General features: G+C 42.0%; 15 protein-coding genes and 1 other annotated feature. Of the genes, 2 read left to right on the top strand and 13 right to left on the bottom strand.

The window, feature by feature from the left end; all coding sequences use genetic code 11:
* The 7 genes from AWT60_RS04965 to AWT60_RS04935 form a co-directional block, all read right to left on the bottom strand.
* On the bottom strand, positions 1 to 1,095 hold the full coding sequence (locus AWT60_RS04965; protein WP_218676986.1) for a DNA cytosine methyltransferase: 1,095 nt from the start codon (positions 1,093 to 1,095) through the stop codon (positions 1 to 3).
* A gap of 262 nt (positions 1,096 to 1,357) precedes the next feature.
* The gene (rlmH, locus tag AWT60_RS04960; protein ID WP_025093694.1) at positions 1,358 to 1,837 is read right to left on the bottom strand and encodes a 23S rRNA (pseudouridine(1915)-N(3))-methyltransferase RlmH; all 480 of its coding nucleotides are present in this window, start codon (positions 1,835 to 1,837) and stop codon (positions 1,358 to 1,360) included.
* A gap of 80 nt (positions 1,838 to 1,917) precedes the next feature.
* A complete protein-coding gene (locus AWT60_RS04955) occupies positions 1,918 to 2,088 on the bottom strand; it encodes a CxxH/CxxC protein (RefSeq protein ID WP_008360116.1) in 171 nt (56 codons plus the stop codon).
* Positions 2,089 to 2,252: 164 nt separating this feature from the next.
* Complete coding sequence (locus AWT60_RS04950) at positions 2,253 to 3,080, bottom strand: energy-coupling factor transporter transmembrane component T family protein (RefSeq protein ID WP_218676985.1); 828 nt, start codon at positions 3,078 to 3,080, stop codon at positions 2,253 to 2,255.
* A complete protein-coding gene (locus AWT60_RS04945) occupies positions 3,071 to 4,786 on the bottom strand; it encodes an ABC transporter ATP-binding protein (RefSeq protein ID WP_218676984.1) in 1,716 nt (571 codons plus the stop codon). The genes AWT60_RS04950 and AWT60_RS04945 overlap by 10 nt, the downstream gene beginning before the upstream one ends.
* Positions 4,787 to 4,805: 19 nt before the next feature.
* Complete coding sequence (locus tag AWT60_RS04940; protein ID WP_024424020.1) at positions 4,806 to 5,363, bottom strand: ECF-type riboflavin transporter substrate-binding protein; 558 nt, start codon at positions 5,361 to 5,363, stop codon at positions 4,806 to 4,808.
* Between the two features lie 14 nt (positions 5,364 to 5,377).
* A complete protein-coding gene (locus AWT60_RS04935) occupies positions 5,378 to 6,238 on the bottom strand; it encodes an SAM hydrolase/SAM-dependent halogenase family protein (RefSeq protein WP_024427616.1) in 861 nt (286 codons plus the stop codon).
* Between the two features lie 111 nt (positions 6,239 to 6,349).
* Positions 6,350 to 6,620: a binding site (T-box leader), on the bottom strand.
* Between the two features lie 192 nt (positions 6,621 to 6,812).
* Here AWT60_RS04935 and AWT60_RS04930 point away from each other — a divergent pair.
* Together AWT60_RS04930 and AWT60_RS04925 are read left to right on the top strand one after the other, a co-directional pair.
* Positions 6,813 to 7,502 (top strand): ABC transporter permease subunit, encoded by a 690-nt coding sequence (locus AWT60_RS04930; RefSeq protein WP_025093692.1) that lies wholly within the window; start codon positions 6,813 to 6,815, stop codon positions 7,500 to 7,502.
* On the top strand, positions 7,503 to 8,384 hold the full coding sequence (locus AWT60_RS04925; protein ID WP_041106741.1) for an ABC transporter ATP-binding protein: 882 nt from the start codon (positions 7,503 to 7,505) through the stop codon (positions 8,382 to 8,384). It abuts the gene before it with no gap.
* 40 nt (positions 8,385 to 8,424) lie between these two features.
* On the opposite strand, the gene AWT60_RS04920 is transcribed toward AWT60_RS04925, so the two are convergent.
* The 6 genes from AWT60_RS04920 to walK all read right to left on the bottom strand — a co-directional run bounded on the left by AWT60_RS04920 (position 8,425) and on the right by walK (position 15,085).
* Positions 8,425 to 8,889 carry a GNAT family N-acetyltransferase gene (locus AWT60_RS04920; protein ID WP_065215015.1) on the bottom strand — a complete coding sequence of 155 codons (465 nt, stop codon included), beginning with the start codon at positions 8,887 to 8,889 and terminating at the stop codon, positions 8,425 to 8,427.
* A gap of 68 nt (positions 8,890 to 8,957) precedes the next feature.
* Positions 8,958 to 10,148, bottom strand: coding sequence for a S1C family serine protease (locus AWT60_RS04915; RefSeq protein WP_373272897.1), 1,191 nt, complete (start codon positions 10,146 to 10,148; stop codon positions 8,958 to 8,960).
* Between the two features lie 78 nt (positions 10,149 to 10,226).
* Positions 10,227 to 11,021, bottom strand: coding sequence for an MBL fold metallo-hydrolase (locus tag AWT60_RS04910; RefSeq protein WP_024424026.1), 795 nt, complete (start codon positions 11,019 to 11,021; stop codon positions 10,227 to 10,229).
* 6 nt (positions 11,022 to 11,027) lie between these two features.
* Complete coding sequence (locus tag AWT60_RS04905; RefSeq protein WP_163114562.1) at positions 11,028 to 11,891, bottom strand: two-component system regulatory protein YycI; 864 nt, start codon at positions 11,889 to 11,891, stop codon at positions 11,028 to 11,030.
* Positions 11,878 to 13,257, bottom strand: coding sequence for a two-component system activity regulator YycH (yycH, locus tag AWT60_RS04900; protein WP_163114560.1), 1,380 nt, complete (start codon positions 13,255 to 13,257; stop codon positions 11,878 to 11,880). Before yycH ends, AWT60_RS04905 begins: the two co-directional genes overlap by 14 nt.
* Positions 13,247 to 15,085: a cell wall metabolism sensor histidine kinase WalK gene (gene walK, locus AWT60_RS04895; protein ID WP_024424029.1), complete on the bottom strand. Its 1,839-nt coding sequence runs from the start codon at positions 15,083 to 15,085 to the stop codon at positions 13,247 to 13,249. The genes yycH and walK overlap by 11 nt, the downstream gene beginning before the upstream one ends.
* Positions 15,086 to 15,092 lie beyond the last annotated feature (7 nt).

Raw genomic sequence — 15,092 nt, 5'->3', positions numbered from 1 at the left:
CTAACTATACAAGTACTGTTTTAAAAAGTAATTTAGGTTACTTGCCAACAAATTTGCCATTCTAACTGGTACACCATTTCCTATAGCCTTAAATTTTACTGTCAATGATATATCTTCATTTATTATAAAGTTATCAGGTACTGTTTGTAACCTAAGTGCCTCTCGAACTGATAATCTCCTCTCAAGGGTGGGGTGAAGATGTACTTCATTATTTCCATATGCAATAGTAGGGCTATATCTCCATCTGTGTAACCTTTTAAAGCTTTTTCTTTTATCGTCTCCTTCTTCTATAAAACTAAATTTTGACGATTTTGGATTGAAAAATTCATTAGAGTTTGGAATATTGCTCAAATCATTATCCAGTAGGTATGTACCTACCATTAATTCCTGAGGAATCGAGTTAGGCTTTTCAACATTCATACCAAATTCGTTTGTAGTCGGCCAATTATACCTGTATTTTGAATTATGATATTTCTCATAATATGGCCAATAGAACCAGCCTCGTTCTCCAGAAAATTTGGCTTTAAAAACTTTTTCATATATTGAATTTGTTACTCCCAGTATGAATATTCTTTCTCTATCTTGTGGCACCCCTAGATCAAGGGAATTTAATATTTTAAAATCTATAGCATATCCATTAGTCTCTAATAAAGAGATCATTCTATCAAAAAATTCCCTATGTTTCTTAGTTTTTACAAGACCTTTGACATTTTCAATAACAAAAAAGCTTGGTCTAGTATTACAAATTAAATTTACAAATGTCTCCGTTAATTTCCCATTTTCACCTTGATGCCCCTTATTTTTTCCACCTACAGAGAAATCTGGACAAGGTGGCCCTCCAATAATCCCCCATAATTGATTATGATTCTTGATCTGAACCATTTCTCTAATGTCCTCAGCAGAAATATTTTCTATAGATTCATTGCTAGTAATAGACACTTCTTTATCTAAACATGAGCTCATTCCGGAATTATATATTCTTGATATTTCCTTTGAAATTTCATTTGTAAAAGTAATGTCAAAACCAGAAAAGGAGAACCCCAAATCTAAAAATCCTGCACCTGAAAAAAATGAATATATTGGAATACTCTTCATAACACTACTCCAGTCTGTTTATAAATCTATATTGAAGTTATAAACCTCCACTTACTTTAATCATTTATAACCCCTCAAACTTTATATTTTATATTAAAATGCTATAATTGTCGAAGTTAATTAAAGATAAGTAGTGTTAAAGGTCTCCTTTACATTCTTCTATTCCACTTACGCAAAATCCCATCAAATTTTTCTTTATTATGTACTTATAAGTGAACAAAAAGACTCTCTTAAACTCTTAAAAATCATTTATATATAAAACTCACTTATGATAAGGCTCCCCCCGCACAATCCGAAACGCCCGATAAATCTGCTCCACCAACACCAATCTCATCAACTGATGCGGAAACGTCATTTTCGAAAATGACAGTTTCTCATTCGCACGCTGCATGACAGCGTCGCTTAAGCCAAGGGATCCGCCTATGACGAAACATACTTTGCTTTTTCCGTATGTTGCCAGCTTATCTATTGTATCGGCTAATTCTTCGGAAGTTTTCATCTTTCCTTCGATGGCGAGGGCGATGACGTGGGCGTCTGGGTTGATTTTGCTTAGGATGCGTTCGCCTTCTTTGTCTTTGATGATTTTCATGTCTTGATCGCTGAGATTCTCGGGTGCTTTTTCGTCCGCAAGCTCAATGATTTCAATTTTCGCATAGGCTTGTAATCGTTTTGTGTATTCGGCTATGCCTTGCTTTAAATATTTCTCTTTTAATTTTCCTACTGTGATAATTGATATATTCACAGGTCATCCCCACCTTAAGAACAAGTTATTCATATAAGTTATCAACAATTGTGGATAAAATTTGTGTATTTTGTGTCCGATCATTCGTTCCCCACTATATATATTGCAGGTTCATCGCACAATTCACAGGTTGTGGATAAACTGTGTGTATGTTCGATTTTTCTGAATTCTGGCGGCGTTTCGTGATCATCTATGTACATGTCTAATACGGTTTCTATGTGTTCTGCACAAGCATAAAGTGATTTGTTCATAAGTTTCTAATTCCTCCAATATGTTGTTTCATTATTCACAAGTGTTTCGCTCATTGTTCAATATAACCGATTTATTCACATGTTAATAGTCTTTTACCATTTTCCACACCTTTTATCCACAAACCAAACAAAAAAGCCTCCACTCCTGTGAAGGCTTCCTTCTATCAAAACGGATTATAAAATCTCGTTCCTCTAACAAATGTAATCACTAACGAAACAATCAGTACCACACCAACAAATATGAACGCCACATAATCTGCTTTTTGAAAGTCTTTCGCCGTAAACCATGTTCTCTTTTTATGCTTCCCAAACCCCCGCAGCTCCATCGCATTGCTGATCGTCTCTATCCGCTCTAGGCTGGAAAAAATCAGCGGCATCACAATCGACAGCGCATTTTTGATTCGTTTTCCCAGCTTTTCATTCTTCGATAAATCAATCCCTCTTGCTTGCTGAGAAATGGCGATCGTTCGAAAATCCCGCTGAATGTCCGGAATATAGCGCAGAGCAATCGCTACAGCATACGAAATCCGGTAGCTGACACCGATTCGGCTGAGAGATGAGGCGAATTCACTTGGATTTGTTGTCACAATAAATAAAAGCGCTGCTGGCATCACGGTCACATATTTTAGCGTAATGTTCAATTGATAGAAAAGCTGTTCAAGTGTGACATTGTACCAGCCGGCAATATGAAATAGCTCGTGCTTTGCTCCGTAGATGGCGACACCTTGCTGGGGCGCAAAGATATAAATGGCGATGTTATTGATCACTAGGAAAATCGCCAGGACGATCACCACGAAGGAAATATCACGAAATCGTACGTTCGACATCTGAAAGAATACGATACTGGCGGCTAACATAAAGACTAAAACGCCTGTATCATACGTGAGCATCGCTGCGGATGACCAGAGGATAAAGCAAATGAGTTTGGTTGCACCTGTCAGCCGGTGAATCGGTGACGGGCGATCGATATAGGACAGCATGTCTACAGCCATGTCATTCGTTCCTTTCTGTCAACCTCAATGAAGCGTTCCACGAGTTCATTTGGATTCGGCCAATCTGCTTTCAGCGCCAGTTCATACAACGACGTTTCCTTTAAACTCGCCTTTTGGACAAGCAGTTGATTTGTCAGTACTTTGGCTGGTGTATCATCTGCGATTTTTTCTCCATCTGAAATGACAATGGTTCTTGTTGTGTATTCGAGCATCAAGTGCATATCATGGGTGATCATGAAGATCGTGACTCCCTGTTGATTTAATTGCTCTAAAAACGTCATCATCTCTGTGTAATGTTTAAAGTCCTGTCCTGCGGTTGGTTCGTCTAGGATGAGGATTTCTGGTTCTAATACAAGAATTGATGCGATGGTGACGCGTTTTTTCTGTCCAAAGCTAAGGGCTGAGACCGGCCAGTTCCGAAATGGATACAGTCCACACACTTTCAGAACCCGCTCCACACGCTCCTTGATCTCGTCTTCCTTTACGCCTCTTAAAACGAGACCGAGTGCCACCTCATCAAAAATCATTTGTTTTGAAATCATTTGATTTGGGTTTTGCATAACAATACCGATTCGTTCGGAGCGCTGTTTGATCGTATCTTCTGTGATGTCATCACCATTTAAAAGAATGGACCCTTTCGTTGGTTTTTCAAATGCACAGAGCACCTTAGATAATGTCGTCTTGCCTGCGCCATTGGCTCCTGCGATGCTGATCATTTCTCCTTTTTTGACGGTAAAAGAGATGTTGCTCAGCGTGTTTGGTCTTGTTGGATAATCAAAACTCAGCTCGCGCACTTCTAGTAAATCCTGTGCTGCAATCTGTTCTACTGATGGCTCAGATGCTTCCATCCACTGTTCGATTTTCTCTTTTGCCTCATCATCTAAGGTGAGACGCTGTAAATCAGCGATCTGATCTCCTGTTTCAACCGGAATACCTGCATATTTCATCGCTTTCACATATAAAGGCTCACGCAAATACGCCGCTTCTAATACGTTTGAGGCGAGCAATTCATCTGGTGTCATATCCGCTGCAATCGTTCCTTCATTGACAACGATAATGCGGTCCACATGACGGAAGAGGACGTCCTCTAATCGGTGCTCAACCATCACAATGGTTTTTTTCGTTTGTTTTTGCAGCCGGTCAATGAGGTCGATGACTTCTTTACCTGTTGCGGGATCAAGGCTTGCAAGTGGTTCATCAAACAGTAAAATGTCGACATCATTGACAAGTACGCCAGCAATGGCGACACGTTGTTTTTGTCCGCCTGACAGCTCATGCACGGAAGATGCCAGCTTGCCGTCTACCTCTGTTAATCTAGCTGCTTCCTTAACACGTGTTTTCATTTCTTCGCGTGTGACTTGATCATTTTCAAGCGTGAACGCGATATCTTCTCCAACGGTCAGCCCGATGAATTGTCCATCAGGGTCCTGAAGCACCGTTCCGACAAGCTGTGAGAGGGAGAAAATGTTTTCTTTCTCTGCATTTTTCCCGCCGATGTGAAGACTTCCTTCCATAGAACCTTTATAAGACGCAGGAACTAGCCCATTGATACAATGGGCTAGTGTGCTTTTTCCCGATCCAGACGGGCCTGCGATGAGAACTTTTTCTCCTTCATAGATCGTCAGGTTGATATTCTTTAATGTTGGTTCTGCCTGACTGCGATACTTGAATCCGAAATGTTCGAATTGAATCATCGGTTTCTTCATTTATGTGTTCCACCTTGCTTCATGATGTTTCTTTCGATAGACTGCCGCTTTTGCTTCTCGTTTTCGCATAAGCTGCAATGATGATGGTCCCTAGTACACCGACTGTGATGATGTTTGAAATCCCTGCCACGATGCCTTGAACAAACACTTTGTTCGCAGGTTCTGCATAGATCACAATGTCGAGTACAGGAGCAATGATAAACCAGCCTAATGCCTGTGCACCTGCTTGTACGGCGTTAAAGAGCGTGATTTTCTTCCAGCCGAAGTCTCCCTCTTCTACTTTTAAACGGTTAGAAATAAAGCCGATCAATAAACCAACGACACCCGATACAATAATCCAGCTCCACCAAGGGCCAAATGTGGTCGCATCTTTAATGAGATGGCCAATAAAACCAATCAGCGCGCCTGCAACAGGACCAAATAGCACGGCCATTAATGCAAGGAATGCGTATGAGGTTTCAATTTGTGTATTCGGAATACCAGTTGGAATAGAGACGAATCGTCCTAAAATGACAAAGACGGCTGCGCCAATGCCAATGGCAACGACAGTTTTCGTTGAAAGTTGTTTTCCTGCCATGATGTATCCTCCTCTTATTCGTATATAATGCGCGGAGCTTTGCGAATCGAAAGGCGCCAGCCTGTGCCTGTGCCGATGTTATAAGCCTTTGCAAATGACCCTTGATTGATCGCCACGCCTAAATGGTCGAGTGAATTGACATATACGAGTGGTTCGCCTACTTTTAAGTCGGCAAAAGATCGTCCATAGGTCATGATATTTTTATACACATTTTTCGGCCCGTTGGCAATGGTAACTTCTATTGCATCCCCATAATTAATTGAAAGCTGTTCAAATAGCGTGTGATGAATGTTTGTCCATAGGTTTCCGAATCTCACATCTAAAATATCAATCGTCCCTGTGATCACATCTTCTTCGGCATAAGCCTGTACGACTGGGAGATGGATAATATCATCAATATTTGCCTTTGGCCCAACCTCTTCAAAAGAAATCACACCTGATGCAATTCTCGCCCCTGTATAAGCGTAAATGTCCCTCCCATGGAATGTATGTGATTTTCCCGACTTTGGCAGTCGGTTAATGGTTTCATCTAAGTAACGGGCTTCCACAATGCCAATATCCTGGGCAACGTGCGTCAGTGTCCCGTTATCTGGGGTAATGATATAATGTGAGCTTGTCGTTTTGACGACAAGACTTTTTCTCTCGGATCCAACGCCCGGGTCAACGACAGAAACGAATACCGTCTCTTCCGGCCAGTATGTGACGGTTTGAAGCAGGCGATAAGAAGCCTCCCAAATGTCATACTGCGGAATATTGTGTGTTAAATCAAAAATGCGGATGCTGCTGCTGACCGTATTTGCCACTCCGTACATTGCACTGACAGCTCCATCATCAATGCCGAAATCTGATTGTAAAACCAATGCATGTTCACTCATGTCAATCTCCCTTTCATTTGAAAAAATGGATGTGGTGTTTCACGTGGAACATTTGAACAATTGTATGAAAAAAAGTGGACAATAAAAAATACCCCATCCTTATCTTTGAATCATAAGGACGAGGTATTTGTCTCGTGGTACCACCTTTATTTACTGTTTGCTCGCGCTAAACAGCCTCTACAAGTACAAAGCTCCAATCTGGCTCATATACTGTGGTTTTGATAACGAGTACCAACTCTCGTCGTCACCTACTAATATCATAGATATGTTCAGCACGAGGCTCAGAGACCATTTTTCGAATCATTATTTTTGCTTCTTTTCAGCTGCCGAAGCTCTCTGTGGAAAAATTGATGATTGTACTTTCTCTCGTCATTGCCTGTATAGTTATCTTGAATTAAAGCTATCATACATGATGTTTTTTGATAAATCAAGATATTTTTCTGAACATTTTTAAAAATGAGTCAACTGGTGCTGGAAGAGTCTTCTTTTTATGAAATTTAAACAAATGTTAAAGAGCGAGATATGGTGTCTTTCTTTTCTAGGGGTATAATAAAGGTGAAGGGAGGTACAGCGTGTGTGGACCATCTGTATGAATGAGTTTAAGCAGCTCTTCAAAAGCACAAAATCTATTTTAACAATTGTTATTATTTTCATTTTATCTACTTTTGTTTCAAGTCTTCCGTTTATCGCTGCTCATCAGGAAAAATGGGAACTGGCAAAGGATCCTTATTCTATTGGGAATGAACTGGTGATGTCTTTATTTGGTTTCTTCCTTATTTTTTTGTTGTCTCATGATATTTTGAGCCGCGAAATTCATTTGAAAACCATTCGTTTTCTCGTCAGTAAAACAACCCGTTTGAACATTATCATCGGGAAATATCTTGGACTGATGCTGTTTTGGCTTAGCTGTATTATGACGACATATGTCCTGAATATGGTGATTTCACACCGTTTTCTGTTCTCAGATGCCTTAAAAATCTTAACCTTTATCAGTGTCGGTATCTCATGTGCTTTATTTTTGTCCATGCTCTTTCCAACACCGCAGAAATCAATGTTTGTCGGCATGTTATTTTCCTTTCTTTTCCCAATCGTCAGTATGATTTCTGTTCTTTCTTCAGAACGAATGATTCATTGGTTCCAATATATGACGCCTTATTATTATGCGCGCTGGAGTGAACCGCTGACCTATGTCCTAATGAACACGGCATTGACCGTTATCTTACTCATTGGAACTGCACTGCTGTTTCAAAGGAGGGATGTGTAGATGCTTCATACAAAAGGTCTTACAAAAAAATATCGTACAAAAGTCGCAATAGACCATATTAATCTTGATGTCAATCAAGGCGATATCTTCGGCCTCATTGGACCAAAGGGATCTGGTAAGACGACCTTTTTCAATATCATTACCGGCATCTCCCGCCCTACCTCTGGTACGTTTACAGTGATGAATAAGCCTTCGCTAAAAAAAGTGAGACAGCATATCGGTGTTCTGCCAGAATATACGGATTTATATGAAGGTCTTACGGCTCTTGAGCATATTGCCTATTTATCAAAAATCACCGGAACACGCCAGAAAACAAGTGATTATGAAGAACTGCTCGAATTTGTCGGTTTACATCATGATCATCAGGAGAAGGTCGGTGCCTTCACACCTGGTATGAAAAAGCGGCTTGGAATGGCGCAGGCCATCGCCCATCAGCCGGAATTTATTTTACTCGACGAACCTTTTGCCGATATTGATGCAGATTCGATCTTGCACATCCAGCGGGTCATTGAAACATTAAAGGATGAAGGGAAAACCGTCTTTTTAACTGCTGACCGCCCAAGGTTCACCAATAGTATTTGTACCAAAACGGCGTTCATTTCTGAAGGAAAATTAGTGTCCCCACATACTCATCCTCAAGAGAAAACCATCACATCCTCAAACATACGTGCAACCTTCAAGCATGCATGGATTGATGATGAGGTGAAACCTGTTCTCACGCAGTACCTACAAACTGTCGGAACAGATCTTGTGATCAGTGATGACGAGACCTCATTGTTAATTCGTTCAGAAGCTCAAGTTCCAGCGATCATTCGCGCTTTCGTGAAGTGTAAAGTCGATTTATACAGAGTCACGGCTCAGGATGCCATGATGTCCTCATAAAAAAGTACCGTACGCTTTCTGCACGGTACTTCTTCTTTTTTTATAAAGGTTTACTCATATAGATACCGGTTTCTGCAAATCCTGTTTTCTCGTACAGCGAACGGGCGATTTGATTGTGAGCAAAGACATGGAGCGAGAGTTTTTGCACACCTAATGACTTTGCCTGCTCCTCTAATGCAGCAATGGCCTGCTTTGCAAAGCCTTTTCCTCGATAAGCTTCAAACAAAATAAAGTTATAAATAAATCCTTCGTGCTGCGGGTGATTCGGGTCATAGCAAAGCCAAACCCAGCCAATCGCTTCATCTCCATTTAAGAAATTCCACAGCTCATGATGCTCTGTCTGAAGTCCTTCTGGAAGAAGCCTGTCAAATTGTTCTTCTGCGTTCGCAAGTGATTCTTCCTTCTTCCATGTTCCTGCGAGTACCTTTTCTTCCGCGTACCGCTGAATGGCCTTCTCCATCAATACATCGTAATCGGTTTGTGACATCCGTTGTAGTGTAACCAATCGTACAACCCCCTTTTCTTCATCATATGTCAGTCATGCCAAAAAAACCAGTCCCTTACTGGAACTGGTTAGCCGCCATATTGGTCGGTTTGAGAAAGTTTGATCTCTGCTGATTTTTTCTTCCCGCTTCGGTAAAACTGCACCTTTACCTTGTCGCCGACCTTCCTTTGATATAAGTACTTACGAAGATCCACGATATTCTGTACACTCTTGCCATCAAAAGAGGTCACGACATCCAGCTCTTTTAGTCCCGCTTTTCCTGCTGGAGATAACGGCTCAACACTCATGACAACAACACCAGATGTAACCTTAGATGGCAGTTTCAACGTTTCCTGCCAGTGGTAGCTCGCAATATCCGCTAATGATTTCATGCCGACACCAAGATACGGACGCTTTACCTCTCCGTAGCGCTCTAAATCCTCTATGACAGGAATGACCAGATTCGCTGGAATAGACAGCCCGATTCCTTCTACCTCTGATTCAGCAATCTTCATTGAGTTGATGCCGATCACCTTTCCGTCCATATTGATCAAGGCACCACCGCTGTTTCCAGGGTTGATAGCGGCATCTGTTTGCAGTACCTCTGCATTCCAATCCGTCTGTCCGTCTCCATTTGAGTCAACAGGGATCGCTCGCTCTGTGCCTGAAATGACTCCTTGTGTGACAGACCCTGCGAATTCAAGCCCTAATGGATTTCCAATGGCGATGACTGGCTCACCCGGCTTCACATGATCTGAGTTACCGAAGGCTGCCGTTTTCTTGATTTTATCACTTTTGACAGTGAGAACAGCTAAATCCATAAGCTGATCGCTGCCGACAAGATTGGCACCAATTCTTGTCCCGTCATGGAGGCTCACTTCAAGCTGGTTGGCGCCTTTAATGACGTGATGGTTTGTGACAATATAAAACGTGTCACCCTTTTTTTTATAAATCACACCTGACCCGCTGCCTGCTTCTCCGCCTTCCTCCCAAAAGCTCGACTTTTGGATATTAATGACGCCGACCACCGTATCTGACATATTAGACACCACTTTTGTGACAGCATCATTGACGTTCACATTCACCGTCTTTAAAGGACCCTGTGATGCTTGTCCATCACCGTTCTGCTGCCATCCAAAGGGACTGCCGCTCTGTCCAGATACATAGGGGAAAAAGAATCCCATTAAAAAAGCTCCTACCAATACACCGATCAAACCAGAAAGAAAATATCCTTTTCTGCTTCGTCTCGGCTTCCACTCTACATCGCGATAATCCACTATGTTTCCTTCCTTTCAGTGAATAGATGATGTATATAGTGTTGGTAAGAAGCTCTTATCTTAATCATACGATTGTAAAAATCATACGGCGCAAAGCGGGGTTGCTTTTTTCGGGTCCGTATCAAATAAATCAAAGCCGTCCCCCACAACAAAGCCCTTCATTTCAAGCGTCTGCTGGACTGCCATACGGGCTAAATCCTTCATGTTGTTGTCTTGACTCAAGTGAGCCAAATAAATGCGTGAGGTGGCATCTCCAATGACATCAGTCATCGCAAGAGCAGCATCTTCATTTGATACATGTCCGACATCGCTCAGAATTCTGCGCTTAATGCTCCATGGGTATCGGCCCATTTGCAGCATCCCGACATCATGATTGCTCTCAAACACAAACGTATTGGCTGACTTAATAATGCCTTTCATGCGGTCACTCACATAGCCTGTATCTGTCATGAGGGCAAGTTTGCGCCCTCCATAATGGAACACGTAAAACATAGGCTCTGCCGCATCATGAGAGACGCCAAATGACTCGACATCAAGACCGCCAAAGGATTGAACGGTCTCCATATCAAAATGGAATTTCTGCTCTGTGTCAATCTTTCCGATATGAGACTCCATTGCCTTCCATGTTTTCGCATTTGCATAGACAGGAAGCTTGTACTTTCTTGCCATGACCCCAAGCCCTTTAATATGATCGGAGTGCTCGTGTGTCACAAAAATGCCGTCCAAGTCTTCAGGCTTGCGGTCGATTTGGCCAAGCAGCTCGACCATCTGTTTGCCGCTTAAACCAGCATCCACCAAAAAGGCATGCTCGTCTGTTTCTAAATAAAAAGCGTTCCCCGTACTTCCGCTCGCTAGTACACTGAACTGCAAGCTCATGTTCTCTCACTCCATTGAAGATTTGTCATCTTTCTCTATATGATCAAGTGTTGAGCCATCAATGGCATTGATCAAATATTCTTCTTCTGTCTTTTTCTTTGAACCTGCTGATACGCCTTCAAGCTCCACCCGCCATACAGGAACCATGACTTGCGTGCTTGCCCCAGGGTATTGCGTATAGTAGCCAAGCTCTACCTTTTTCACGGTCGTATTTTGACTCAGCATATTTTGCGTATATAAGTCCTTCACTGTTTCAAGTGCTGGGACAAGGGTTTCTTTTCTCACTTCATTAATCGATGTCACCATCGATTGCTGATAAGAGACGACTTCGTTTTGATCGTTGAGATTTAAGGTGATTTGCCCGATGGTTTCGGTGTCATCAAGGCCTTCTTGGAAGATGTATTTCCCTTTATACGTTTGGAAAAAGACGATTTTCCCTGTCTCCTCATCTATATTCCACAGCTTATAATTCTTCCCATCCAGCAAACGCTGGTTCACAAGGTTCGTCGCCGCTGTTTTGATATCCTTTTTCGGCAAGGCAACTGGTTTGTTGAAGGTCATTTCAAGCAGCGTGACAGGATCATCTTTGTCTGTTTTCGGGAATGTGCTTTTCGCCTTTTGATCAGCTAATCCGTCGACATCCTTTTTCGTATATTGCTTCTTTTCAGCTGTAATGCGGTATCCAATCTTCGCTTCATCTGATAGATTGCCATATTTGATCCCGTCTGCCTTCATTTCTTCCAGCGTATCCGTTTTTTCGATAATCGCAAAATGATCGGTTGACCGTTTTTCAAAGTATTGAAAACCTAGAAAGATATCGAGAACGAGAAAGGCTAGGATAAAGATCGTTTTGGTCTTATTCCACTCCATGATTCTCGCTCCCCTCTGTCAAAAGATCATTCGATAGAATCACGGTTTTGCCGTTATATTTCATACACCATACAGGCTCCAGCCAGACAAACATTGCTTGATCTTGATCTGATGCAGTTGAAACAGCTTGATATGCAGGGAAAATCTGTTCAATTTTCTCCAGGTCATCATATTTCGTCTGCTTGATGATCAAGTCCTTCAGCTCTGTCCCATTCATCAGCTTGACCTGTTCACTTTGACTCGCTTTATTGCCAAGAATATAGTTTGGGCGCTTGTAATTCAAAATGTCATCATTCGCCCATTGGACTTCAAGGGAGGTCATCCCAAATGGATGCTTTGTACTGTTCACAATCGGCAGACCGTCCATAAACATATTAAAGGACAGCTGCTGGTTGCTGTTGATGCCAAAATATTGATAGTCATCAGTAAAGCTTCCCGTATCATTGAAATATTTCACGCTTCGCTTAATCAAATCCCCCGTTTGGAAAACAGTGCTGGAATTGATATTGCGGTGCTGATATTGAATGCGGTGGTCTTTTTGATTGGCTTCAAGGCGGCTTGTGCCATCTGTGTACACCGTCCGGTTTAAATTAGATTCCTCACCGACAAGGCTCGGGTCCGTAAACAAAGCGTCTTTGAATTTGTTTGTCTTAATCGTTTCGATAAAGAACATTTTCGATTCAAGCTGCTTTTGCTTTCTCGGAAGAAGGAAATCTCGTTTAGAATTCGTCGAGAATGTATAAAGATCATAGCGCGGCATCTCGTTTTGAGCGGCTGCGATACTGTCCATCAGATTACGGTAGTTGGCGGACTCAATTGTCAGCTCAAGCACCGTTTCCTTGCTGTATGAGACCAAATACACTTTTTTATTGGCCTTATCCTGCTGGGCGAACGGCACAATCATCCGATCAAACGAGTTGTATTCAATGGACTTGTTCGGCCATTTAAAGAGCGCTTGGAAAATATCAATCGGAATCGGATCATTGAACACAAGATCCAATGTCTTCCCTTGTCCTTCGCGTCCATAGAAGAAATTCTTAAATTTCTGCTCGGAATATTGATCTGACACATCATTAATCTCTTTGACATCCCAAAGGCTCACATCATTCCAAAAGTTTTGAAAGAGTTCCTTTTGATCCACTTTAAAATGCTCTCCATTTGAATGAATGAACATCTCGCGTGGCTTCACGACATCAATGAGACTTCTAGGCTCGTCGCTTGAAATCTTCTTCGTTTCCACGACCTTTGTGCCGGTATCTGCCTGATCCTGCATGACGGGCTGGAACATCCAGATGTTCCACGTAAATACAAGACTGATCGCAATTAGGATTGTCAATATTATGGTTTTAAAGGTCTCACGCTTCATCCCAATCATCCTCTTGTTCTTCATTGTACGGAAGGGTAAAGGTCACCGTTGTCCCTTTTCCTTCAATGCTGTCAGCCCAAATATCTCCGCCATGAGCTTGAACCATTTCTTTTGCAATCGCAAGACCGAGGCCGGTTCCGCCGAGCTTTCTTGTTCTTGCTTTATCTACCCGATAAAAACGTTCAAAGATTTTATCCATATCCTTCTTCGGAATACCGATTCCTTCATCTTTGACGCTGAATAACACAAGGCCTTTCTCTTCATCCAGATCAACGGTAAACGTGATGTGTCCACCCTCTGGTGAGTATTTCATGGCATTGGAAATGATATTATCGAGCACCTGTGTAATTTTATCTTGATCGATTTCTACATATACTTCACGCTGCGGCAGGTTGCGGATAAAATCGACATGCTGCTCCTTCGTCATTTCAAAACGATCAATGACGAGCGAGATAAACCTGATAAAGTTCGTCCACTCACGGTTGAATTGATAATCCTTGCTGTCGAACTTAGACAGCTGCAACAGGTCATTGACAAGCCGGATCATGCGCTCAGTTTCATTTTGCGTGACACTGAGGAATCTTGGCGCAAGCTCTTTATCACCAATCGCACCTTCAGCCAGTGCCTCAAGATAGCTTCGCATCGTCGTCAGCGGTGTGCGCAGCTCATGCGATACGTTCGCTACGAATTCACGACGTTCAGCATCAATTTTCTCCTGCTCTGTGACGTCATAAATGACCGCAATTAAGCCATCAATTTTCCCATGCTCTTTCTGAATGACGGAGAAATTAACACGCAATACAGACAGCTGATCTTCGCGCTCAATTTCGATCAGCATGGAATCTTGATTTTCGACTAAATCTTCAAATGTATGAGTTTCCTCTAAGCCAAGTAAAGACGTGATCGGCATCTCTAGTGCTGTTTCACGTGAAACATTTAACAGTTCTAATGCAGGGCTGTTTAATAGAATAATTGCACCGTTTTGATTCGTTGCGATGACACCGTCCGTCATATAGGCAATAACAGAAGAAAGCTTTTTCCGCTCCCCCTCCGTCATCAGCTGAGCTTCCTCCAGCTCTCTCGTCAGATGGTTAAAGGTTGTCGCAAGCTGGCCAATCTCGTCATGTCCATACTTCCGGACCTTTCTGGAGAAGTTCCCTTTGGCAAGCTCGATCGCCTGCTTTCTCATATCTGAAATAGGATGAGTGATCGTTCTAAAGATGAAGATACCAAGTAGAGCAGTCGTCCCAAGTGCAATCAGTGTCCCAGTCGCTAAAATGGTGTTAATGGTTCGCATTTGGTTAAAAACACTTTCCATTGAAGACACAACATAAATCACACCAACGGTCTCTTGGTTCTCATTTTTTACGGCTGTCGCAGAAATACGCACCCTTTTATTTGATTCAGGGTCATAGAATTTTTTCTCATAGTCTTTGCCGACCGCAAAAATACGGCTAATGATTTGATCAGTGATTTTCTTGCCGGCAATCTCTTGACTGCCGTTATTTACAGAGGCAATGACCTCTCTGCTTTCGTCAATATAGCTGACTTCAGAGATTTCATTAGACTCATCTTTGTTGTTAAAATCGTTTAATATCTTTTGAGCATCCTCTTTTAATTCTGCCTTGCTTTTCGATGAATCTTGTTCTAGGTAATACGATAACGAGTAGATTCGCTGATTCAAGGAATTATCATATGAATTAATTAAGGACTGCTCTAGCTGCTTCACAAAGTACACGCCAATGATCTGCATGGCGACGATGATCAGCAGCACGTAAATCAAGGTCAATTTGAAGTGAATCGAGCGAAAAAAACCTACTTTACTCATAAGAATC

The sequence above is a fragment of the Bacillus sp. F2HM genome (assembly GCF_019266135.1).
In the GTDB taxonomy this organism is placed as follows: Bacteria; Bacillota; Bacilli; order Bacillales; family Bacillaceae; genus Bacillus; species Bacillus safensis.
The sequence above is the reverse complement of the archived record's forward strand: the minus strand, read 5'-3'. Positions and strand labels throughout refer to the sequence as shown.

Excerpts from the sequence above, each read along its gene's own strand:
- AWT60_RS04955 (WP_008360116.1), bottom strand. The coding sequence starts at position 2,088 with ATGAACAAATCACTTTATGCTTGTGCAGAACACATAGAAACCGTATTA.
- AWT60_RS04935 (WP_024427616.1), bottom strand. The coding sequence starts at position 6,238 with ATGAGTGAACATGCATTGGTTTTACAATCAGATTTCGGCATTGATGAT.
- AWT60_RS04945 (WP_218676984.1), bottom strand. The coding sequence starts at position 4,786 with ATGAAGAAACCGATGATTCAATTCGAACATTTCGGATTCAAGTATCGC.
- walK (WP_024424029.1), bottom strand. The coding sequence starts at position 15,085 with ATGAGTAAAGTAGGTTTTTTTCGCTCGATTCACTTCAAATTGACCTTG.
- AWT60_RS04910 (WP_024424026.1), bottom strand. The coding sequence starts at position 11,021 with ATGAGCTTGCAGTTCAGTGTACTAGCGAGCGGAAGTACGGGGAACGCT.
- AWT60_RS04965 (WP_218676986.1), bottom strand. The coding sequence starts at position 1,095 with ATGAAGAGTATTCCAATATATTCATTTTTTTCAGGTGCAGGATTTTTA.
- yycH (WP_163114560.1), bottom strand. The coding sequence starts at position 13,257 with ATGAAGCGTGAGACCTTTAAAACCATAATATTGACAATCCTAATTGCG.
- AWT60_RS04925 (WP_041106741.1), top strand. The coding sequence starts at position 7,503 with ATGCTTCATACAAAAGGTCTTACAAAAAAATATCGTACAAAAGTCGCA.
- AWT60_RS04950 (WP_218676985.1), bottom strand. The coding sequence starts at position 3,080 with ATGGCTGTAGACATGCTGTCCTATATCGATCGCCCGTCACCGATTCAC.
- AWT60_RS04905 (WP_163114562.1), bottom strand. The coding sequence starts at position 11,891 with ATGGAGTGGAATAAGACCAAAACGATCTTTATCCTAGCCTTTCTCGTT.
- AWT60_RS04940 (WP_024424020.1), bottom strand. The coding sequence starts at position 5,363 with ATGGCAGGAAAACAACTTTCAACGAAAACTGTCGTTGCCATTGGCATT.